This is a genomic window from Streptomyces sp. NPDC057445, from assembly GCF_042802855.1.
Classification (GTDB): Bacteria; Actinomycetota; Actinomycetes; order Streptomycetales; family Streptomycetaceae; genus Streptomyces.
The window spans coordinates 1-20,392 of the sequence record NZ_JBHVDH010000025.1 but is presented as its reverse complement, the minus strand read 5'-3'; the positions used below and the strand labels follow the sequence as shown (position 1 = coordinate 20,392).

Sequence of the window (20,392 nt, the reverse complement as noted above, 5' to 3'; positions counted from 1 at the left end):
CCACCGTGGCGCTCAGAAGCGGCCCGCATGACCGGGACAGAGAGACCGTCCGCCCATGACGGCCGCTACTCCAGCCACGCTCCGTCGCGCATGATGACTCTGCCGCGCAGCTCTGGTTCGCCTCGCCAGGCGCGTACGGTCTTCGGCACCACGCGCACATGGAGAAAGGGGCCATCCTCCGTGCGCGGGTCCCATCCGAACTTGCCGGCGAACGCGTCCGCTGCGTCTCCAGGCACGTCCTGGTCGGTGAAGCACTCCGCCTCGCCCTGCAGAAGCACCACATCGAAGGTGTCCGGCAGCGACAGGCGCACCCGCGGTTCCTTGCGGACGTTCCGCGCGGTCACGGAAGTCGCGCTGGTGCACACCCACACCGCTCGACCGTCCCACGAAAACCACAGCGGCACCTGGTGCGGCCCGTGATCAGGGTGAGCTGTTGATACCCATACATCCCGCTCTGTGGCAAGCCGTTCCAGAGAGTCGCGCCTACGTTCCGTCACCTGGCGAGGAACGAATTCCGTGTTCTGCATGAGTGCCGACCCTAGCCAGCAGGCTCGGGGCGCACATGGGGCGTCGGTCCTACTCCCAACGACCGACAACCCCTTCAGCCTTCGCTTCGGGGCGGCGACCGAGGTGCTCGGTGTGGCCGACCGGAGCGCTCAGCCACATTGGTTCGAGGCTCAGGTGTCGCGCCGGTTCACATTGGATTCTCGGGTGAGTGTCGTCGGCCTACGAGGTCGATGACCTTCTTGCCGGCGTCGATGCGCTGGCCGACCGCGGGCACGTTCGCGGACGACTTGACGCTCCGAGCATCCAGCACACACGCGCCGGGTTCGTCACCCCGGTCCTCGGCCTGCCGAACCGGTCGGCGGAGCAGTCCCTTGAGCTGGGCGAACACACCTTCCTTCTGTGCCTCCCCGGGGCGCAAACGATGCCAGGCGGGGGCGCCTTGCGCCTTGGCATCACCAAACACTTTCTCCGGCACAAAAGGCCGTTCGGTGGCCTGTTCGGCTACTTCCCGGACACGGTCACCACATGCTTGCCCACTACGCCGCCTCGCTCGAATGCCTGGTGCGCCGAGGCGATGTCTGACAGTGGATACACGCTGTCGATCACGGGACGCAGTCCACCAGAGGCCACGTGGTCGGCAAGGTCACGCAGCACGACGGTGTCGGGATTGGAGCTCAACGTGCGGATGCGGCGGCCGCCGTGCACACTCGACTCGGCGATCGCCGCCACGGAGGACGCCGACAGTGCGATGGTGGCCATCCGGCCTTCGCGGGTCAGTCGACGCCGGTAGCCGTTCAGTTCCGAGCCGACCGTGTCCAAGATGGCATCGAACGGCCCGATCTGATCCGGCGTGGTGGTGCCGTAGTCGAAGACCTCGTCAGCTCCCAGCTCACGCAGCGCCCCGGCGTGGCTGCGGCGGGCCAGCGCGGTGACGTGCCCGCCCATCGCGTGGGCGAGTTGCACGGCAGCCGTGCCGACTCCGCCGGCGGCGCCACGTACCAGGAGGCGTTCACCGCTCGTGAGGTGCAGCGTGTCCCGCAGTGCGGTCAGCGCTGTTGTGCCCGCGACGACCAGGGAGGCTGCCTCCACGGGCGGGACGCCCGCCGGTGCGGGCCCGATGCGGTCTGCGGGGACCACGACGTATTCGGCGGTCCAGCGACAGTGTGCCGCTTGAGCGGGTGCACCGTGCCCCACACCGGGTCCCCGACCCGGTACTGATGGACATCGGTGCCGGTTGCGGCGACGACACCGGCGAAGTCCAGTCCCACGCCTGTCGGGAACCGGCGTCCGGTGATGATCCGCAGTCCCCCTGCGCGAACGATCGTGTCGAGTCCGTTCACGCTTGACGCCTCGACCGATACGAGGACCTCACCCGCACGGGGGGCGGGGCGGTCGACGTCGTTGATCCGCAGGACATCTGGTGCGCCGAAGCCGGTGATCTGAGCGGCCTTCATTTCATGTTCCTATCGGTGGTTTGCTGGTCAGGGCGGTAGAGGTCGTGGAGTTGCCTCAGGCGACCGGCGGAGCGCAGCGGGTGCGGCTTTCCGGGGCAGCGTTCTCGGGGCGCAGGCGCCTGTGGGGGGTGTGGTGGCCGCGGCGCCGCGTACGCCTCGCCAATGCGATCGTGCGAGGTGGGGCTCGAGCCAGGGGAGGGGGACGACCTTGCCCTGGTTACGGCGGGCTTCGATGCATGCGTGGGCCTGGGCGGCCCCGGCGAGCGGGCAGGCTGCCGGACGGGGACGCCGCGCTCGGCGGCGGCGATCAGGCCGGGCAGTTGCGGCAGAGCCCCGGGATGGCGGTCGGCCGGCTCCATGCCGGTAACCGCATGCCGTGCTGGGCGGAAGCCAGGGTGAGGACTTCGGGCCCGGCGTTCCCGGGGAGGGTGATTGCGGGGGACATCAGGCACTTCCTGGAGGGAACCGCACACACGATGAATCATCCAGTGCGTGTGATTCTTTTGTATCACACGCAGCGTATGATTCGAGTTGTGGCTTGAATCACACGATCTGTATGATTCACCGGTAGAGTGGGGTCCATGCAGCAACCCCTCCATCGCCGCCGGCCGACCTCGAGCAACCCGCGCGTCCAACGCACCCGCAACCGCGTCCTGGCCGTCGCACGTGAACTGCTGCCCCAGGTCGGACCGACCGGGCTGACGTACGCACTGCTGGCCGAGCGCGCCGATGTCACCCGCCAGACCCTCTACCGCCACTGGCCCAACCGGGCCGCGCTGCTCTTCGACCTGATCCTGGAAGGCCCCGACCTCGGCAACTACCCCGAGCCGGGCAGCGACGTACGCACCGTTGCCACCGATTGGCTGAAGAGCCTGCGCGCCGGCATCAGCGAACCGGCCATCCGCACCGCAGTGCTGGCCGTCACCGCCCAGGCCGACCACGACCCCGACAGCGCCCAGGCCCTGCTGCGCATCGGCCAGGACCGCCACGCGGCCCTGAACAAACTGCTGGAACCCTCAGGTGTCCAGATCGACGACGCCGAGTACACCCTGCTCTACGGGCCGGTCCTCGCCCGGCTCTTCCTCGACCGCAGCCCGGTATCCGACGAGTTCATCGACGCCGCCGTCACCCAGTGGCTCACCACGCTCGAAAGGCCGCAGCCGCCGGGAACCTGACGAGCACGGAGGGCACCGGGACCAACGGCGTGACCGGTGAACGGCGGCGCAGGTGGAGACAGACCGCGAACATGGAAGCGAGTCTGCCGTTGCGGTCTCCTCAGCCAGAAGCGAAGCCCGATGCCACTGTTGCGGTGTTCAGCTCAGCCCATGCGGCCCATGCGCTCACCGGCGCCCGCCCGGCCGCGGCCAGGTGGTGCCCGGCCGCGGCCAGGTGGTGCCCGGCTGCGTGGGCCTGGTTACCTTCGATCGGCTCAGTCCCCGAGGCTGTCGTCGTGGACCGGGCGCACGTGGCGTCGGGCCTCTTCTTTACTGAGAAAAGCCGCTGCCGACCCGGCTGCAAGGGGTGTCCGGCGGATCCGGGTGGGGTGAGTTGCGCCTGTCTCTGTGCACTGCCGCCGAGTTGGGCGCACCGGGTGCGGGCGCTCGCGGTTATGACGCGGGCATAAAGATCAATGGACGCAAACGGAACATGGCGGTCGACACGCGCGGCTTGCCGCTGCTGGTCATCACCTGGGCGCCGATCACGCTGATGACGAAGCGTCTGACCCGCACGGGCCCCACCGCCTGGTCGAAGAAGCCGGTGTTCACCGCTGACGTTCCGCCGCAGTCACCCCGTGACCTACTCGTCGGAGTCCTGCTTGCCGAACTGCTGGCGCCAGCGCAGGAAGTCGATGTTCTGCCAATCCCGCCGGCCTCGAACTGGCCCAGGCCCAGGCCGGTGTGTGGATCCGTCGGGATCCACACAGCCAGCTGACTTCGTCGCTCTACCCGACACGCGCGTAATCGATGAACGCGGTCAACGCGTCCACAGTTGCGTCGGGCTGCTCGTCGGGAATGAAGTGCCCGGCCTCCGGGATGACGACGCCAGTCACGTTCTCTGCCCAGGGGCTGATGGAGGCGGCCATGTCGGGGATCGAGCCGTGGGAGCTGGAGATTCCCAGGACCGGGATGGTCAAGTGCCCTGGTCCGCGAGCGAGAGCGTCCTGGTTCTTGCGCGCTGATTCCGCGGCGTCGCGGAAGTAGGCGAGAGACGCTCGGAGCCCTCCCTCGGCTGCGATGGCGGCGGCGTAGTGGTCGATATCGGCGCTGTCGAACGTGTTGGGGGACAGCGTCTTGAACCTCAAGAACCAGTCCACGTAGTCACGCTCGCGGCCGGTGATCAGCGTCTCTGGCAGTTCGGGCACCAGGTGGAATGCCAAGTGCCAGGTCTTCCAGGCCCGTTCGGGATCCGTTGGGATGGCGTCCGGGAGGGTGACTCCGGGAATGCCGGCGTCGAGCAGGGCGACGCCGTGCAGGCGGTCTTGGTACCTCAGGGCGAGCGAGAAGGCGACGCAGGCCCCGATGTCGTGGGCGACGAGCCAGTACTTCGGCACGTTGAGTGCGGTCAGCGCGGCCTGGACGCGCGAAGCGACGGTGTGAGTGTCGTAGCCCCCTTGGGGACGATCGGAGTGGCCCTGTCCCGGCAGGTCGATCGCGATCACGTGGAAGCGCTCGGCAAGGCGCGGCATCGCCTTGTGCCAAGCCCACCAGGTCTGCGGGAATCCGGCAAGCAGCACGACGGTGGGGCCGCTCGACCGGCCGCCTTCCACGGTGTGAAGCCGGATTCCCTCCACGTCGACCCAGCGGTGGGTGAAGCCCGCGAGGTCGCGCAGCGGCAGCCCGGGGACGTGGCTCTGGTCGGGAGAGCGGTTCGGGGCGGTGTCGGTCACGCCTCGAGTCTAGCGCATCTTGGACTGTTCAGTTCAAGATAGGATGGGCAAGGCCACGATGGGCTGGCTCAAGAACGGGGTGCACGCGGGATGGCCGGGAAGAAGCAGTTCGACGTGGACATCGTGCTCGACGCGGCGATGGTCCAGTTCTGGCGGGCCGGGTACGCCGACACCTCGCTCGACGACCTCTCCAGGGCGACCGGATTGAACCGAAGTTCCATCTACTCCTCGTTCGGCGACAAAGACTCGCTCTACCTGCGCTGCCTGGACCGCTACGCCGTCCGGTATGGAAACAGGTACGACCAGGCGCTCTCCTCCGGTGCGTCTGGGGAACCGCTGCGGGCGATACAGGCGTTCTTCGAGGTCACCCTCCAACGCATCGCCGACCCCGACGTGCCGGACGGATGTCTGGTCGCTCAGACCGCGATGGCGACACCAGTACTCAGCCCCGCTATCGCCACGCGTGCGATCGAAGCTGTGGGGCTTCAGCGTGCGCGGCTGCGGACCGCCTTGAACACCGCGGAGTTGGCCGAGGGCGACGCCGAGAATTACGCCACTCACATCACGGCGGTCAACCAGTCGCTGGCCGTGATGAGCAGGGCCCGGGCGAGCCAGAAGCAGCTCCGCACGATCGTCGACATCAGCATGAGCGCGCTCTCGCAGGCATTGCACACCCAGGGCTAGATGTATTGAGCACGAGCGTTGTTGACAGTCGTAAGGCTTGATCATGGCGAAGGCCCCCCGTGTGTGGTGGAGGTGTCGAATCTTCACCGCACGGAGGCCTTCGTGTCCCACCGTCATGCCCGGCCGACCTACTTCGGGAGGCGACTGCTGGTTGAACGCGAGGGCCCGCGGGGCGGTGGTGCACGGTCACCGAAGGGACCCGCGGGGTCGGGGCTCCCCGGGGGGCTCGGGGACGTCTTCGGGGAGGAATTCGGTGAGGGTCGGCGCGGCGGGGGTGTTGCGGACGTAGCGCGTGGCCATGCGGGAATCCATGAGTTCGAGGAGTTGCCGGACGGCGCGGGCGTTGCCGAAGCGTGGCGGATCGACGAGGCGGGTGGCGTCCAGCCAGGCCGCGGCGCGGGCCGGGACACCGGGAGCGAGGGTGCAGTCCTGCTCGGCGGCCATGCGCCGGAGCATCTCCACGAGGTCCGCGGTGCCGTAGTGCGGGAAGGGCACCCGGGTGGTGAAGCGGGACGGCAGGCCGGGGTGGGCGGCCACGAAGGCGTCCATCTCCCGGGGGGAGCCTGCGGCGATCACCACCAGGCGTCCGCGCCACTTCTCCATCTCCAGGGTCAGGGTGTCGATCGCCTCGGAACCGGCGTGCTGCGTGTCGTGCACCAGGCTGTACGCCTCGTCGATGAACAACACCCCGTCCAGCGCGTCCTGGACGGCCTGCCGGACCAGTGGCGCGGTGTGCCCCAGGTACGCGCCGATCAGCGTGGCACGGCCGGCCTCGACCACATGGCCCTTGCGCAGTAGGCCCAGATCGTGGAAGAGCGCGCCGACCAGCCGGGCCACGGTGGTTTTGCCCGTACCCGGCGGCCCGGTGAACAGCAGGTGCGGCGGAGCGGAGGCACCCTGGTCACGGGCCTGGTTCAGCCGCAGCCGGTTGGTCAGGTCGGTCAGTACCGTGCGGACCGGGTCGAGTCCCACATACGCGTCGAGCTCCGCGAGCAGCGCCGCCGGGTTCGGGGCGGGGCGGTTCCGATAGCCCCGGTAGTGCTCGGGGATGTCCTCGAGGGTGACCGGTTCGTCGACCTGGCGGCGCACCCGGACGGCCCACTGCTTGAAGACGGCGTCGGCCAGGGTGCGCATCTCACGGGCGTTGCCGAACGACGCGTCCCTGGTGCGGTGCATTTCGCCGACGATCTCCCGCAGCCGGTCCACGGTCTCCGGCGCGGCCCGGACTCCGCGTTCGGCGAGCCGGCCCAGGGCGATCGGCAGCAGGACGTCCGGCGGGAAGTCGGGGAAGGCGATGATGTTGCCCTGTGAGAAACGGCTGACCAGGCCGGGGTTCGCGGCCAGGAACCCGCGCATCTCGTCCGGGTAGCCGGCCAGGATCACCACCAGCCGGCCGCGGTCGTTCTCCATCCGGGCGAGCAGCGCCTGGATCGCCTCGCCGCCGAAGCCGTCATGCAGGTCGCTGAGCCCGTATGCCCCGTCGATGAACAGCACGCCGTCCAGCGCCCGGTCCACGGTGGCGTCGATCAGCGGGACGGTTTGGCCGACGTACCCGGCGACCAGATCCCGCATCGTCGCCTCGACGACATGTCCGCGGGCGAGCAGCCCCAGATCGCGGTAGATCTCCCCGACCAGCCGGGCCACGGCGGTCTTGCCCGTACCAGGGCTGCCGGTGAACACCAGGTGCAGGGAAGGCGGTTCGACGGCAACGGCCGGGTCGTCGGCGCCCAGTTCCTCCATCGCCTCCACCTCGGCCCGCAGCCGCTCGAAGTGGGTGTACAGCGCGTCCAAGCCGGGCATCGTCGCCAGCCGCTCCCACGGGCTGCGCCGGTCGGCCACCTCGCCCCCGCCCGCGTTGCGCATCGCCGCGTCGCTCGGCGGTGGGCCCCCCGGCGCGGCCAGATCCGTCAGCTCGTCGATGACCTGTCGGGCGGTGGGCCGCCGGCTCGGTTCAGGATCGAGGCACCGTCCGATCAGCGCGCGGAGGCCACCCAGGTGGCTCGGCAGCCGAGACAGGGCGCGGGGATCGTGCGTCATCCAGCTGTCGCGCGTCGCCTCACGGAGGAGGATCGCCCCCAGCCCGTAGATGTCGAACGAGGGGTCCAGCGGCGCGTCCTGCGGGTATTCCTCGGGCGGCAGGTAGCCGCTGGCGTTCTCGCGGTACTGCGGATATGGGTGAGGGCGTCCGTCGAACTGGGCGTAGACCCAGCTGATGAGGACCACCGCGTCCGGGACGAGCAGTACGGCGTGAGGCGAGAGATTGCCGTGGACGATGCCTGCAGAGTGGGCCCGGTCGAGGGCCTGGGCGATTTGGCGTGCCAGGTGGGACAAGGCGTAGAAGTTGTCCGGGGGACCGTTGCTCCACCAACGGGCACCTAAGAGGTTCTTTGCCGCGTCGCCCGAAACTGAAGTGACGTAGCCCATCGCCAGCCAGGTCGATGCCACCTGCGGGTCGATGCCGAGAAGTGGTGGCGCGTACTGGCCGTCCATACGGCGCAGTGACTCCGCCTCGACGTGCACGAGCGCGCGGAACACTTCGGGTCCCGGGCGGGAATCGTGTGGCTGCACCTTCACCACGGCCCGATTGCCCTGGGCGTCGGCCCCGAGGTAGACATTGGAGAAGTCCGCGCTGACGATGAATTCGATCAGTCGGTACGGGTTGGGCGCGGCGTGAACGGCGCGGTCCGCGTTGTCGGCGACCGAGGTCCGCACCCGTGCGGCGGGCGCTGCCAGGCCTGCCCGGACGAGTACCTCCTCCCGTAGGAGCGCCCAGGGAATTCCGTCGGCGGGCAGCTCCGTGCTGCCGACGGGGTCGATCAGCAGACCCGAGACCCGTCCTGCCGCACTTTCGGCGCCGCGCTCGACGAAGCGCGTGACCTCGCGGAGGATCTGGTCCACTTCGTGGGCGCGTAGCGACTCCAGGAGAGCCGCGCGCACGCCAGGAAGGAAGTCGTGTGGGATGTCCGCCGGTGGGGTGGCGCCGTCTGTCATCGCCGGGGTGATGAGGCCGCTGAACAAGACCTCGGCAAGCACGCTGGGCGGACTTCCCGGCAGCACGGCCGCCTGCACCACCCGCATGATGGCCACACTGAGCGGTACGGCGGCCAGGCAGGCCATCAGCCGGAAGGCCTCCGGCGTGGCCGTCGCGTGGAAGTCCTGGAGGCGCCGGGCCGGCGACCTGGCATCGGCGAGGGCCCGCTGTGGCTCGGGGCGGGCGGCGAGGAGCGTGACGGCGGCATCGGTGCTCCCGGAGACGGATCCGGCCACCAGCTTGGCCCAGGCCCTGAGCCACTCCGGGCTCAGCTCCAGTACGGGGACGGGGATGCTGCCCGCGGGCAGCCTACGTGAGCCGCGCTGGCGCCCAACGTACGCCAGGTCGGTGTTGGCCGCTGAGACAAGCCCGCGTCGCAGCCGGGCGGGGACGGCCGGAAGGGCCGTACGGCGCCAGAGGGCTTCCGGCAGGGCCTGGAGCACAGCGAGGGGGCCGGCCGCAGCCCACTTCCTCATCGCCTTCCGGACGGAGGGGTCCTGCCAGCCGGAAGCCACCCCGTCGGTGAGGACGAGTACCAGTCGGCGACCTGACGGGTCGTGGATCTCGGAGGTGTCCCGTATACGGTCCGGACGGGGCGCGGGGTGCGCGCTCAACCCCGGTGAGCCGTCCGGCCGGGTGTGCAGAAAGCGCATCCGTACGTCGCGGAAGGCCCCGAGCTGGATGAGAAGGCGGTGCACCTCACGGGCCAGGGGCGTCCAGAGCAGCAGGCCGGTCGGGTGGCCGTCCACCACGAGGACGGCGTCGAGCCAGCGTTCCGGTGCGGGTCGCAGCACCGGCAGCAGGGCGCCCCTGCGATGCGGGGCGGACCGCTGCGCCATGGAGTCGAGGGTGGCTTCCTCGTCGAGCTCCCCGACGTGCCGTGACGGCACCCGGCGCTTGAGCGGCCGCAGGGCGCGCAGCAGCTCCAACTGCTGAGGTAGAGGCGGATCGGCGGCCAACCGTACCGGTCTGGCGGACAGGCGGTAGGCGTCGCCGATGGGAGGCGCGGTCGCCGGGGCGTGGACGGGGATCGTGGGCACACCATCCGGTGGTGCCTCTTCGTCCGGGAGCGCGGGGGCGGCGTCGCTCGCCTTCTCGGCCGGTACCGGAAGGGAGCCGGCTTCGCCGGCGTCCGCAGCGCAGGACGAGGGGGCGCCGGCGGGCAGCCGGGTGGCGAGCCAGAGGATCTCGGCGACCTCCCTCGGCGTGGGGTCCGGCCCGAGCCTTGCGAGGACGGACCGGAACAGCTCCACGCTCATGTGCGGTCCTGGTTGAGGTACTGCAGGACGAGATCAGCGAGGTGGTCGCGATCGGCGGCCGTCTCGCCGGCCGCGTGTCGGGCGAGATACACGGCCTGCAGGAGCTGGTCGGTGGCCAGCTCACCCTTGCTGCGCCGGTCGAGGAAGAGCGAGATGAGATTCTCCGCGTGCGAAGTGGTCTCGCCCAAGTGGGCGTGCACGATGGCGCGCAGCCGCTCCGGAGTGGGCGCCGGAAGGTGCAGGCGCACGCAGCGGCGCAGGAAGGCGGGCGGGAAATCACGCTCACCGTTGCTGGTGAGCACAACGAACGGGAAGGCCCTGCACCGCACCCGGCCGGCGCTGACCGCGACTCGCGCGCCGTCGTCTGCGGGTCGCACCTCAGCGTCGGCGAGCGTGTCGGCGAGCCGCGACAGCTCGGGGATCTCGAAGATGCCTTCCTCGAAGACGTCCAAGAGGTCGTTGGGGAGATCGATGTCGCTCTTGTCGATCTCGTCCACGAGCAGCACCCGGGGCAGAGCGTAGGGCGCCATGGCGGTGCCGAGCGGACCCAGGCGGAAGTACCGCCCGACGTCGACGGGAGCGGCCGGAGATACCGTGTCGACCTCCTCCAGACGTCCGATGGCGTCGTACCGGTAGAGCCCGTCCTTGAGGGTGCTGCGGCTCGTGATCGGCCATCGGAGCACCGGACCGAGCCGCAGTTCATGGGCCACCGCATAGGCCAGGCTGGACTTCCCCACTCCTGGATCGCCGGTGACGAGCAGTGGACGCCTGAGGTACAGGGCGGTGTTGACCATCTCCACCATCTGCGGGTCTGCCTGGTAGGCGACGGCCCGCAGCGGCCAGCGGTCGGAGAGGCCGTAGGCGTGGCCACGGTCGAAGGGGGTCGCCTCGTCCGAGTAGAAGGCACGCCAAGGCGGCGGCTCGGGGAGATCCGCGATGCCGTCGTGGGGTTCGCCACTTCCGCGGTAGATCAGCCAGTCGCTCATCAGGGCCTCTTCTTCCTACGCGTAGCGCAGCGGCGCATCGGGGAGCCGCCGCTCAGGGTCGTCCCACAGCAACACGAGATCCTGGGCGTGGTGTCCGCTCGCGGGGGTAGCCGCCGCCTTCCCCCGGAGCTGCCGCACCCGCTCGGGCCACTGCGACGGCGGAGCGACCGCCACATCGGTGCGCAGGTTGGTGAAGAACGCCTCGGCGGGGCAGGGCTCGGCGTCTTTGCTGACGGGGCAGCCGCGTGGAATCCGGGACGGGCATTCGGAATACGCGGAGCTGGAGCAGTCGTGGAGATCCGACCGGCGCCACAGGATCACCGGGACCCCCGAGGCCAGCGCAACTTCCAGCACGGCCCCCGATGAGGGGCGACGCAGGGAACTGGCGAGCACCAGCGCGGCCAAGGACGGCTCGGACTCGATCCACCCTTCGAGTACTTCCTGGTCAGCCTCGTCGTTGCAGGCGAGCGCCATTGGCAGTCCGCCCGACGCAACCTCGGCGGTGAACCGATTCCAGCGGCTCCGCCAGTACTGGTGCAGTTCGTCGTCGTCGAACCGCTCCAAGTCCCGCAGCACCACCGGGTGTCTGCGGCCCAGGCTGGACCAGGCCTTGCGAGCCCAGGGCTTCCACCCGTCGAAGTCCTGCTCCATTAGTTCCTGAGGAACGATCAGCTCCACCATCACGGGGTCGCCGCTCGACCGGCCCAGGATGGCGAGTTGTTCCGGGAGCAGGCCTCGGGCCTGCGCCAGTGCCTCCAGGAGTGGGAGCGCGGCCGACTCTGCGGCTGCGGGCGAGATGGCGTCCGGGCCCTCGTAGCGCCACATCGCCACGTGGTAGCTGCTCGGATCGACCGCGGACGGTTTGAGGCGGATCATGACCGATCGCATGACGGCGGGGTGCGCGGCGGGGGCCTCCAGATGCCGGGCCAGGTCGTGGACGTCCAGTCCCAGTGAGTCTCCTCGCATCTGGATCCAGAAGCGCAGCTTCTCGGCCGACAGGCCGGGCAACTCGCGGGCAACAGCGGCGACATGCAGGAGCGTGCCCGGGATGCGGTGGTTCCACGCTGCGAATGCCTCTAACTCGCTGATGACATCGCGGTGTTCGTGCAGGGGCATTTGGGGAGCGGTCGCGTAGCGCCCGGCAGCGTCACGGAAGGCCGGCAGGAGGCTTTCCGGCGCGGGCGTGGGAGCCGCGGCCAGCAGGCCGAACAGCATGCGTTGAGCTCGCGGCGGGAGCCGCGTACGCCCATGAGATGCGCCCTCGGGTGCCGGGACGTCGGGCCATCGCAGATCCGCCGCGTGGAAGGCGTCATGGGCCCGTACCAGTGCCCGGTACGCGGTCGGGTCGAGGCATCGCAGTGCCCCGACGGGCGTGGCCAGACCGCCCATGTCCGTGCTGTCCATCCGCGTGGCCTTCACCACGGCGCAGACTCCGCCGGTGCTCAGATTGAGCACCGGGCCGCCTGACATGCCGGGGGTGACCTCGTCCTGCTTCAGCCGGAGCATCAGTCCGCCGTCGAGGAACTGGTCGCCCTGGTAGGTGAAGGCTGAGGTGAGGACTTCGGGTTCGTAGCGGTACTTGTCGGAGTATCCGACGGCGGCCAACTGCTGCCCGCCCAGGGGGATCTGGTCGTGCCACCAGGCGCAGGGGTGGCCCTGGGGCGGATCCTGGAGCTCCACGATCGCCAGATCGGGATACGGCCACAGGCCGTCGTAGGCGGGGGCGGCCGAGGCGGCCAGCACCGTGCCCCGGAGTTCGCTCCCCTGCCAGAACAGCTGGATGAGATTTCCCGTAGCGCCCGCGACATGGGCACAGGTGACGACATACCCGGGGGCGGCGAGGAATCCGCTCCCTGCCGTCCTCCCTCGGACCTGGACGAGGCAGTGCTGCGCCGCTCCGGTCAGCTGTGCTGTCGGCATGGGTCGATCCCCGGTTCGAGCCAGCAGGGCCTCGTCACTGCTCTGCCTCACTCCGCGCCGACCCGCTGCTCCACGAAAGGGTCACTTTGACGGCCGCGGTGCCGCTCGTCCCGGCCAGCGCGGCGATCAACCCGTCCTTCCCAAGGGCCAGTTCGACGCCGAATTCCACGTTCACCTCGTCGGGAGCTGCCTGCGCCACGGCGCTGCGGACATTGGTGGCCACCGACCGCAGCGTCGCATCGAACCCACGCAGCACCCGGGCTCCGCCGTCGAAGAGGCCGGAGTCCTGCGGTCCCCCGGGGGATTCGACCCGTGCCCAGATCGCCTGTCCGTCAGGAAGCTGTACTTCCACCAAGTGCTGCATGTCCCCCGCCCGAACCGTACCGACCTTGCCCGGCCTCCACGATAAGGCTGTCGCCTGGTACCCCGCAGGGCTTTCGCCTGCATGAGCCCGCCGACCAGGGACTGGCCGGCCGCACCAGTCTCGATCCGCCACAGCGCTCGATCAGCCCAGCTCGACGTCTGGCCGGCCGGGGTGTCCGGCCTCGGCGACGCCCGGGCTCCGGGTCCCGGGGCGAGCCGGCGCAGTGTCAGGTTGGTTCGCCAGTACGCCGCGACCAGCAGCTCCGGCAGACTCCACAGCCGGCCCCTGCGGACCCCCTTCGCCCTCACGCCGCACCGTGGTCACCGACCTGCCGAGGTGGCGTGGGCTCAGCCCGGTGAACGGGGCAACCCGAGGGTTCCGACGCCATGATCACACCAGTCACGCGCAGATCATTTCGCCCTGGACGAGGTCTCCACAGTGCCGGAGCCGTTCCTCGATCACCCTGACGACGGTGGCGGGGAGCTCTCGCCTGCCGAGTGCGCCGTGATCCTGCCCGCATAGAGGCGATCACCGCTTACTGGCAGGAGGAGGCCGATCCTCTTTTGCATGAGCACATTGATGACGCCTGACAACTGACGCTTGTCCCGTGTCCCGCGGTACGGCGTACCCCCGGTGACAGCTGCCCTGCTGATCCCACCGTTGGTGCTGGATGGCGCACCGATCCTTGTGTCGAATACCGTGCCTCGCCCGGTGCAGCGCTACGGGTCAACTCCAGCCTTCCGTGCATCTGTCGTCTGTGGGAGCTGACCCTCGAGGCCGGAACTGGGCGGGGGCGATTCCCATCCCACGCTCGTGGTGATTCTTTCCCAGCCCGCTGTTCGGTGTGTGGGCGAAGCCAGGACTCTATGGCCACCTGACCTCGCCGTCTCGAACCACGGTCGCACCCGTTGTACCTGTTCAGTAGAGAGATCGAGCGTGGAAGCTTGGTGATCCTGCGGCTCCGGTGCCGGCGAACGTCTGCAGCCCGGTCCGGCGTGGGCAGCACCCATTTCGGTCACGATGAGCTCAGTCCGATAACTGACTACTGTCACATATGGAGGAACAGTAAGGATTGCGGAGTTCTTGTGCGGCCATCGATGAATGGGGAGTAACCAACACCATGGTCCGTCTGCGTTCGGCCTCACTGGCCCTCATGACCGCTGCCGCATGCGTCGCGCTCACCATGCCATCGGCCTCTGCCGCCCCTGGCGACACCGCGAGCATGTGCTCGAGCTCCTTGACGCCGTCCGGCTGGGTCGATGTGCAGTGGTGGAACAGCTGGGCGTGCGGCACCACGTTCAATCCCAACATGAAGAAGATCCAGCAAGTGTCCGGCATGCCCATCGGCTCCACCGTGAACGCCTGCGCCTCCACGCTGCCCCCGGACGGATGGGTGCAGGTGAACCGCTTCTACAGCGGCGCCTGCCGCTACTCGGCGGTGCCCAGCCATGACCCCAACACCTGGACGATCAAACGCGTTTCCTGAGGCCGGACATCTCCCCCCGAGACAAACGCCGAAGTACACAGGTGACTTGGAAGCCATCCGCTTTCCGATCAGCGGGCTTGTCTGGTGGAACGGGGGCCCTGATCGGGTGATCGTGGTGGCGTAGGCGCATGGGGCAGGGCCTCCCGCACAGCTCTCGGGTGTCGAACCGAGCGTCAGGAGGCCCTGGTGTCGCAGTGTTCCGCGTCCGTGCCGACGCAGTCCGACTCGGTGACTCCGTCATGCGACCGAGAGCTGGTCTCATGCGGTCTGAACGTGGCTGGGCTGCGGGGGCATGGACCTGGTGCAGCGGCTGGTGCCGGACGGGTTGTGGGAACTGTTCCAACGGGTTGTTCCGCCCGCACCAGCCCGGCCGCAGGGCGGTGGTCGGCGTCGTTACGGGGACCGTGTGGTCCTCGCGGCCGTCGTCTACGTGGCCACCTCGGGTTGCACGCGGCGGCAGTTGCCGCCGGTGTTCGGCCCGTCCGGTCCGACCGCGCACCGCCGCTTCACCGAGTGGAGTGCTGCCCGGATGTGGGCCAAGCTGCACCGGCTGCTCCTTGAAGAGCTCGGTGGCCGCGGTGAGCTCTGCTGGTCGCGGTACGCGATCGACTCGGTGGGCGAGTTGACGGGGCCGAACCCTGTCGATCGGGGCAAGAGCGGGTCGAAGATCCACTTGATCACCGAGCGCACCGGTCTACCCTTGTCCTTGGGGATCTCGGGAGCGAGTCTGCACGACAGCCGGGCGCTGCAGCCGCTGGTGTGCGGCATCCCGCCGAACCGCTCACGCCGCGCTCCATGGGGACAATTGCTACGACTTCGCGCGCCTGCGCCGCCGCGGCGTGGAGTCCTCCAGCCGGCTGGGCCGGCACCGCTGGACCGTCAAGCGGACGGTGTCCTGGCTGGCCGGATGCCGCTGCCTGCACCGCCGTTACGGGCGCAGGGGCGAACACTTCCTCGCCTTCGTCGGCATTGCCTCAGCCCTCATCTGCTAACGCCGACTCACCCGATCGGAGCAGCTCAACAGCAGGACTCCGAAATGAACATGGGCACCAGCCGCTGCCCGTCCGCCGACTCCGTCACGGGCAGCAGCAAGCCGGCCACGCCGTCCATGTCGGCGATGTCTTCCAACAGGTTCCGTCGTCAGGTGAGTGGGGGTCGCCTCGGCCTGTCGCGCAGTCAGGGCTGAGGTCCGGTCCGACTCGCCACGTCACTTCTCGTGCATCCAGGCGAGCGTGATGTGCATGTCGCTGAATCGCCAGGCCGCCGGGGTCCGCACGGCGGTGCACGCCGTGCGCAGACCGCTTGTCCGATGGGGCGCTTCGCCGTTTCGGTAGAAGTACACGAGCTGGTTCGCGGTGGCCTTCGCGCGGTCACCGTCAACGTGCACCAGCACGTCTCCGTGCACGTGTTGGGTGTGCTCTCCCTCGATCTGGCTTCGCTTCAGGTGTGCGGTCACCTCATCGAGGCCGTGCAGCTCGCCCCGCGGTGAGCGCACCACGATGGCGTCGTGATAGACGGTGGCGGCGTTTTCGTGGCGGCACTCGTCCAGCAGGTTGAACAGACGGGCGAACAGGTCGGCGATCTCGGCTCGGTCGTTGGTCCGGGCGGCAGCGGGCACGACGGCTCCTTTGATGGTTGCTCCAACATTGGAGAGTCCAACACTATGGGCAGAGTGTTGGTCTTGCCAACACTCATAACGATAGAGTGGCCGCCATGGATGAAACCCCTGAACGCCTGGCAGCGAAGCCGAGTTGGCTCATCACCCAGCTGGCCGTGCACTCCCGCCGGCTGATGTTCGACGGCTTCACCGCTGCCGGGGCGCGCGGGTATCACTACCGCATCCTGGCGGCACTGCACGAGTTCGGGCCCGCGAGCCAGGCGGAGCTCGGCCGCCGGTGCCGCATCGACCGCAGCGACGTCGTGGCGGCCGTCAACGAACTGGTCGAGCAGGGCTGCGTCGACCGGGCGCCGGACCCGGACCATGGACGGCGCAACAGAGTGACGCTCACCAGGAGCGGTGTCCGGCAACTGCGGCGCATGGACGGGGTACTCGATCAGGTGCAGGACGACCTGCTCAAACCGCTGTCGGCCGAGGACCGGCAGACTCTGACCCGCCTGCTCGGCCGAGTTCTCGCCCAGTACGAACCGGAATGACTGCCGGTCTCGCGCAACCACCCTGGATGGGCTCCGAGCCAGCTTGCTGATGAGGCATCCGGATCCATATGGCCTCCGCCCGCAGCGTAGCCGCGATCACGCCAAATGAGACCAGCTCTGAATCGCGTACGCGTACCGGCAACGCTGCGGACCGGCGGGGCCGCTGTTCCAGTCAAGCGCCCGGACAGGGCCTAGCCGACTCCTTGGAACCTTAGGGCGAAGAGCCCCTGTTCAGTCGAGGACCGCGATGGCTTCGACCTCCACCAGGAGGTCGGGCTCGGCCAGCGCGGCGACGCCCAACCCGGTGAGCGGCGGTACCGGGGTGACCCCCAGCTTCGCGGCTGCCCGGGCGACCCCTTCCAGGAACAGGGGCATCTTGTCGGGGGTCAGGTCGACCACGTAGACGGTCAGCGTCACCACGTCGGCGAAGGAGCCGCCGACCTCGGCCAGGGCGGTGGCGATGTTGAGGTAGCACTGCTCGACCTGGGCGGCGAGGTCACCTTCGCCGACTCGGCCGCCGTCGGCATCGCGGGCGACCTGGCCGGCGATGTGGACCAGCCTCGACCCGGTCGCGATCGATACCTGCCGGTAGATGTCGACCTTCGGCAGTCCTTCGGGGTTTACCAGGGTGATGGCCATGCTGCCTGCTTTCTTGCCTGAGAGCCCGCGGGCGCTCCCACAGAACCCGAGATGCAAAACGCTCTCTGGTGGTTACCCGGAAACCGTAGGAGAGAGTGTGCTGACATGGAAGAACGCACTTTTCGGTGACTGGGGAACTTGACGGTGACCGAGTGGTTCGCGGATGCATGCCGAGATTCCCGCCTTCCGGGACACCGGATACGGATACGGATACGGATACGGATACGGATACGGATACGGATACGGGATACCGGACGCGGGGCACGGAATACGTGGCCCGGGACTCGGTCGAGGGCGACGGCCGTCCCCGGGGCCTTGCGACATCGAGCAAAGGTGCGTCACGACGCGGTCGCGCCGACGACGTCGGTCTCGACGGAACGTGCGCACCCTTGTCGACGACCCGAGCCTGGTATCCGTGCAGGCGGTCCGTGGTCGACCGCGACCGGCACCGCGTCCTGGCCGGCAACGTGGACGACGGCCTTGCCGACCGCTCGTCCAAGGACACCACGTTCCGTGTCGCCAGAGTGGGCAGCTACGACCTGACCGGTGGAAAGCGCCGCTGGTACGCCGATCTGGCCAAGGTTGCCGCCGACGGCAAGCAGCACCTGATCGCCGACGTGACGGTGGCGCCCGACGGCACTGTGTACGCGGTCGACCAGCACACCCCGACGGTGTTCCGCATCGACCGCAACGGCCGCGCTTCGGTCTTCCTGCGCAGCGATCTCCTGAAGGGAACGGTCGACGTTCCCACCTTCCTGTCCGGCATCGGAATGACCGCGGTGGCGTGGACGCCGCAGAACCACCTCATCATCGCCAAGGCTGGCGGCTGTCTGGTCCGGATACCGGTCAAGCACCGCGACTAGCCCGCAGGGACAGGGACGGCACAGTGCCGATGCTGGAACGGCTGCGCAAGTTGTACTTCTCCGCCCGCCTCGTCTGGGCGGACGGCGACTATGCCGGCCGGCTCGTCGACCGGGCGGCCGAGAAGTTGCAGCTCACTCTCAACATCGTCAAACGCTCCGACAGCACCACGGCTTCGTGGTGATGCCGCGCAGGTAGGTAGTGGAGAGAACGCTGAGCTGGCTGATGCGCTCGCGCCGCCTGCGCGATGTCGAGACGCCGCCCATCATGCACGAGGCCAGAGGAAGGGTGCCCTTCAGGGACGCGGTGACTTCTCGCCGTGGACGACCGCGTATTCGGCGGCAAGCCAAGGGCCCAAGTCGTCGATGAGCATGCTGAGTACTGCCGGATCGGCCGAGAGGGTGCGGCCGGTGGCCGCGGCGATGCGCATCTGGTCGACGCGCTCGGGGTAGTAGCGGCCGAAAAGTTCGGCGGACTCGTTGAGGTCGCTGGTCCAGCCGCCCCAACGGGGCATGATCAGAGTGAATCCTGTGCGCACGATGCGGCGGGCGGCAACGCGGCAGAGTGTCTGGCGGTCGGCATCCGTGGCGGCTTCGGCGGCTCGCGTGCGCCAGCGTTGCAGCGCGAGGGCGAGGTCGCCGTTCGTTTCGCGGGCGAGCAGGGCTGTGGGGCGGTAACGGGGCAGTCCTTCAGCGAGGTCGGCACCGAGCAGCGGAGTGCACAGGCAGGCGATGAAGAAGCCGGCATCGTGGCGTTCGAGGTCGCTCAGCAGAGTGCGCCTGCTGGTCAGCAGGATGCCGACGCCATCAATCTGGGGGAATGCGCGGTCGAGTGCGGCCTCGATCGCTTTGGCGTCAGCGCGGTCGGCTTCGGTGGGCTCGTGGTGGAGGGCGAGCTGGAGGTCGAGGTCGGAGACTCCGGGTGTGGCGGTGCCGCGCGGGATGCTGCCGTAGATGTAGGCGCTGTGCAGCCGCGCGCTGTCGAACGTCTCGGTGATATGAGTGCGGGCGGCCTCGACGACGGGGGTGAATGCTGCTGGCACTCGGTCCAGTGCGCCTTCGCGTGCGATCGTTCCGTCGTGGTCCAGCCCTCGTTCGCTCATGAGGTCACTGTGCCTTGCACTGCTGTGCGCTGCCGCGCGGATAACGATGCACGTCGCAAGAGTGCCGCAATCCGGTCTTCACGTCCCAGTCATGGACTGCACAGGAGACTGCTCCCCTCCCGACGACCCAGGGCTGAGACACGCGCCAGTCATCACTCATGTCAATGGCCCGGTGCCTCGTGACACACACCAAAGTCCGGAGAACGACGGCTCCCCGCTCCTCGTCTTCGCCAACCCGGTCGGCGAGGGGTTCCTGCCGTCCCGCAATGGGCACAACCTCACCAACATTCTCTCTCAACTCTGTTCTGTTGCTGCAGGTGTCACGCGCTGTGAAGAGGCGCAGTTCATCAGCTGGGTGGACATGGCAGAGCGAGCAACAGGGCAGAGAGGTGACCTGCGCTGCCTGCGGTTGAGTGGGACAGGTTGGTGGTTGGCGCCCCGCTCAACCGCAGCCAGCGTGATCATTCACCCGCAGAGCCAAGCCAGCAGGCGCCGTGGAGACGGTCGCGACATGTTGACTGCCATGGCCCGGGGAGCCTGCCTGGCTCTCCTGATTTGTCGGGCGAGCCGGTACTCGTCGGCTTCACGGATGAGTTCCTGAGAGCGGCTGGTGCAAGTCGAAGTGCATGCCGCTCGCCCCTACTGCTGCAGCTCCAGGACGTCGGCGACTACGCAACTCGTTGTCGGGGCCGTCGGAGCCGTTGGCGAGGGTGATGAGTTCGCGGATGGCCTGCTCGGGCTCCCGGATCTCGGAGAGCACCCGTCGGACTTCTTCGGTCGGCATGACGGTGGACAGACCGTCGGAGCAGAGCGGTATCGGTCTCCCTGCTGGGCGTCGTGCACGCGCATGTCGGGTGTGGCGTCGGCTCCTTGGCCCAGGGCTCGTATCAGCAGTGACCGCTGGGGGCGGGAGGCGGCTTCTTGCGGGCTGATGCGTCCTTCGTCGACCGTCGACTGCACCAAGGCGTAGATGGTTACGGGCTCCTGCCCGTGCCAAAGCGCCAGCTGCACGGGATTCGTCGTGCACCGCACCCGCAGGTTCCACAGCCCCGGATCGT

At 68.6% G+C, this 20,392-nt stretch carries 16 protein-coding genes and 6 pseudogenes; 8 read left to right on the top strand and 14 right to left on the bottom strand.

Annotation, left to right across the window (positions count from 1 at the left end; all coding sequences use genetic code 11):
* Window positions 1-65: 65 nt before the first annotated feature.
* The 4 genes and pseudogenes from ACFU5O_RS32445 to ACFU5O_RS32430 form a co-directional block, all read right to left on the bottom strand.
* A complete protein-coding gene (locus tag ACFU5O_RS32445; protein ID WP_384245864.1) occupies window positions 66-527 on the bottom strand; it encodes a pyridoxamine 5'-phosphate oxidase family protein in 462 nt (153 codons plus the stop codon).
* Between the two features lie 212 nt (window positions 528-739).
* A pseudogene (locus ACFU5O_RS32440) lies at window positions 740-907 on the bottom strand (IS5/IS1182 family transposase); the annotation flags it as partial.
* Between the two features lie 101 nt (window positions 908-1,008).
* A pseudogene (locus ACFU5O_RS32435) lies at window positions 1,009-1,961 on the bottom strand (NAD(P)-dependent alcohol dehydrogenase).
* 307 nt (window positions 1,962-2,268) lie between these two features.
* Entirely contained in the window at window positions 2,269-2,406 is a 138-nt protein-coding gene (locus tag ACFU5O_RS32430; RefSeq protein WP_384245863.1) for a hypothetical protein, read from the bottom strand.
* A 136-nt stretch (window positions 2,407-2,542) separates the two neighbouring features.
* Between ACFU5O_RS32430 and ACFU5O_RS32425 the strand changes: the two genes are divergently transcribed.
* On the top strand, window positions 2,543-3,136 hold the full coding sequence (locus tag ACFU5O_RS32425) for a TetR/AcrR family transcriptional regulator (RefSeq protein WP_384245862.1): 594 nt from the start codon (window positions 2,543-2,545) through the stop codon (window positions 3,134-3,136).
* A gap of 418 nt (window positions 3,137-3,554) precedes the next feature.
* A pseudogene (locus ACFU5O_RS32420) lies at window positions 3,555-3,647 on the top strand (IS5/IS1182 family transposase); the annotation flags it as partial.
* 256 nt (window positions 3,648-3,903) lie between these two features.
* Here ACFU5O_RS32420 and ACFU5O_RS32415 read toward each other — a convergent pair.
* Window positions 3,904-4,848 (bottom strand): alpha/beta fold hydrolase, encoded by a 945-nt coding sequence (locus ACFU5O_RS32415; RefSeq protein ID WP_384245861.1) that lies wholly within the window; start codon window positions 4,846-4,848, stop codon window positions 3,904-3,906.
* A gap of 90 nt (window positions 4,849-4,938) precedes the next feature.
* Between ACFU5O_RS32415 and ACFU5O_RS32410 the strand changes: the two genes are divergently transcribed.
* Window positions 4,939-5,532 (top strand): TetR/AcrR family transcriptional regulator, encoded by a 594-nt coding sequence (locus ACFU5O_RS32410; RefSeq protein ID WP_384245860.1) that lies wholly within the window; start codon window positions 4,939-4,941, stop codon window positions 5,530-5,532.
* 186 nt (window positions 5,533-5,718) lie between these two features.
* On the opposite strand, the gene ACFU5O_RS32405 is transcribed toward ACFU5O_RS32410, so the two are convergent.
* The 5 genes and pseudogenes from ACFU5O_RS32405 to ACFU5O_RS32385 form a co-directional block, all read right to left on the bottom strand.
* Window positions 5,719-9,822, bottom strand: coding sequence for an SAV_2336 N-terminal domain-related protein (locus ACFU5O_RS32405; RefSeq protein WP_384245859.1), 4,104 nt, complete (start codon window positions 9,820-9,822; stop codon window positions 5,719-5,721).
* On the bottom strand, window positions 9,819-10,808 hold the full coding sequence (locus tag ACFU5O_RS32400) for an AAA family ATPase (RefSeq protein WP_384245858.1): 990 nt from the start codon (window positions 10,806-10,808) through the stop codon (window positions 9,819-9,821). Before ACFU5O_RS32400 ends, ACFU5O_RS32405 begins: the two co-directional genes overlap by 4 nt.
* Before the next feature lie 15 nt (window positions 10,809-10,823).
* The gene (locus ACFU5O_RS32395; RefSeq protein ID WP_384245856.1) at window positions 10,824-12,728 is read right to left on the bottom strand and encodes a trypsin-like peptidase domain-containing protein; all 1,905 of its coding nucleotides are present in this window, start codon (window positions 12,726-12,728) and stop codon (window positions 10,824-10,826) included.
* A gap of 34 nt (window positions 12,729-12,762) precedes the next feature.
* The gene (locus tag ACFU5O_RS32390; protein WP_384245855.1) at window positions 12,763-13,092 is read right to left on the bottom strand and encodes a CU044_2847 family protein; all 330 of its coding nucleotides are present in this window, start codon (window positions 13,090-13,092) and stop codon (window positions 12,763-12,765) included.
* A gap of 206 nt (window positions 13,093-13,298) precedes the next feature.
* Window positions 13,299-13,495, bottom strand: a pseudogene (locus ACFU5O_RS32385) (IS5/IS1182 family transposase); the annotation flags it as partial.
* Between the two features lie 717 nt (window positions 13,496-14,212).
* Between ACFU5O_RS32385 and ACFU5O_RS32380 the strand changes: the two are divergent.
* A complete protein-coding gene (locus ACFU5O_RS32380; protein ID WP_384245854.1) occupies window positions 14,213-14,578 on the top strand; it encodes a hypothetical protein in 366 nt (121 codons plus the stop codon).
* Window positions 14,579-14,870: 292 nt separating this feature from the next.
* Window positions 14,871-15,570 (top strand): annotated as a pseudogene (locus ACFU5O_RS32375) (IS5 family transposase).
* Window positions 15,571-15,785: 215 nt separating this feature from the next.
* On the opposite strand, the gene ACFU5O_RS32370 reads toward ACFU5O_RS32375, so the two are convergent.
* The gene (locus ACFU5O_RS32370) at window positions 15,786-16,196 is read right to left on the bottom strand and encodes a nuclear transport factor 2 family protein (RefSeq protein ID WP_384245852.1); all 411 of its coding nucleotides are present in this window, start codon (window positions 16,194-16,196) and stop codon (window positions 15,786-15,788) included.
* A 95-nt stretch (window positions 16,197-16,291) separates the two neighbouring features.
* Here ACFU5O_RS32370 and ACFU5O_RS32365 point away from each other — a divergent pair, with 95 nt between their 5' ends.
* A complete protein-coding gene (locus ACFU5O_RS32365) occupies window positions 16,292-16,732 on the top strand; it encodes a MarR family winged helix-turn-helix transcriptional regulator (RefSeq protein ID WP_384245851.1) in 441 nt (146 codons plus the stop codon).
* A gap of 231 nt (window positions 16,733-16,963) precedes the next feature.
* Here ACFU5O_RS32365 and ACFU5O_RS32360 read toward each other — a convergent pair whose 3' ends face one another.
* Complete coding sequence (locus tag ACFU5O_RS32360; protein WP_384245850.1) at window positions 16,964-17,371, bottom strand: RidA family protein; 408 nt, start codon at window positions 17,369-17,371, stop codon at window positions 16,964-16,966.
* Window positions 17,372-17,760: 389 nt separating this feature from the next.
* Here ACFU5O_RS32360 and ACFU5O_RS32355 point away from each other — a divergent pair, with 389 nt between their 5' ends.
* Together ACFU5O_RS32355 and ACFU5O_RS32350 are read left to right on the top strand one after the other, a co-directional pair.
* The gene (locus ACFU5O_RS32355) at window positions 17,761-18,234 is read left to right on the top strand and encodes a hypothetical protein (protein WP_384245848.1); all 474 of its coding nucleotides are present in this window, start codon (window positions 17,761-17,763) and stop codon (window positions 18,232-18,234) included.
* Between the two features lie 23 nt (window positions 18,235-18,257).
* Window positions 18,258-18,416 carry a hypothetical protein gene (locus ACFU5O_RS32350; RefSeq protein WP_384245847.1) on the top strand — a complete coding sequence of 53 codons (159 nt, stop codon included), beginning with the start codon at window positions 18,258-18,260 and terminating at the stop codon, window positions 18,414-18,416.
* 111 nt (window positions 18,417-18,527) lie between these two features.
* On the opposite strand, the gene ACFU5O_RS32345 is transcribed toward ACFU5O_RS32350, so the two are convergent.
* Window positions 18,528-19,334 (bottom strand): nucleotidyltransferase, encoded by an 807-nt coding sequence (locus ACFU5O_RS32345; protein ID WP_384245846.1) that lies wholly within the window; start codon window positions 19,332-19,334, stop codon window positions 18,528-18,530.
* Between the two features lie 639 nt (window positions 19,335-19,973).
* Window positions 19,974-20,303 (bottom strand): annotated as a pseudogene (locus ACFU5O_RS32340) (PP2C family protein-serine/threonine phosphatase); the annotation flags it as partial.
* Window positions 20,304-20,392: the final 89 nt, after the last annotated feature.

Excerpts from the sequence above, each read along its gene's own strand:
- ACFU5O_RS32445 (WP_384245864.1), bottom strand. The coding sequence starts at position 527 with ATGCAGAACACGGAATTCGTTCCTCGCCAGGTGACGGAACGTAGGCGC.
- ACFU5O_RS32430 (WP_384245863.1), bottom strand. The coding sequence starts at position 2,406 with ATGTCCCCCGCAATCACCCTCCCCGGGAACGCCGGGCCCGAAGTCCTC.
- ACFU5O_RS32425 (WP_384245862.1), top strand. The coding sequence starts at position 2,543 with ATGCAGCAACCCCTCCATCGCCGCCGGCCGACCTCGAGCAACCCGCGC.
- ACFU5O_RS32410 (WP_384245860.1), top strand. The coding sequence starts at position 4,939 with ATGGCCGGGAAGAAGCAGTTCGACGTGGACATCGTGCTCGACGCGGCG.
- ACFU5O_RS32405 (WP_384245859.1), bottom strand. The coding sequence starts at position 9,822 with ATGAGCGTGGAGCTGTTCCGGTCCGTCCTCGCAAGGCTCGGGCCGGAC.
- ACFU5O_RS32400 (WP_384245858.1), bottom strand. The coding sequence starts at position 10,808 with ATGAGCGACTGGCTGATCTACCGCGGAAGTGGCGAACCCCACGACGGC.
- ACFU5O_RS32395 (WP_384245856.1), bottom strand. The coding sequence starts at position 12,728 with ATGCCGACAGCACAGCTGACCGGAGCGGCGCAGCACTGCCTCGTCCAG.
- ACFU5O_RS32390 (WP_384245855.1), bottom strand. The coding sequence starts at position 13,092 with ATGCAGCACTTGGTGGAAGTACAGCTTCCTGACGGACAGGCGATCTGG.
- ACFU5O_RS32380 (WP_384245854.1), top strand. The coding sequence starts at position 14,213 with ATGGTCCGTCTGCGTTCGGCCTCACTGGCCCTCATGACCGCTGCCGCA.
- ACFU5O_RS32365 (WP_384245851.1), top strand. The coding sequence starts at position 16,292 with ATGGATGAAACCCCTGAACGCCTGGCAGCGAAGCCGAGTTGGCTCATC.
- ACFU5O_RS32360 (WP_384245850.1), bottom strand. The coding sequence starts at position 17,371 with ATGGCCATCACCCTGGTAAACCCCGAAGGACTGCCGAAGGTCGACATC.
- ACFU5O_RS32345 (WP_384245846.1), bottom strand. The coding sequence starts at position 19,334 with ATGAGCGAACGAGGGCTGGACCACGACGGAACGATCGCACGCGAAGGC.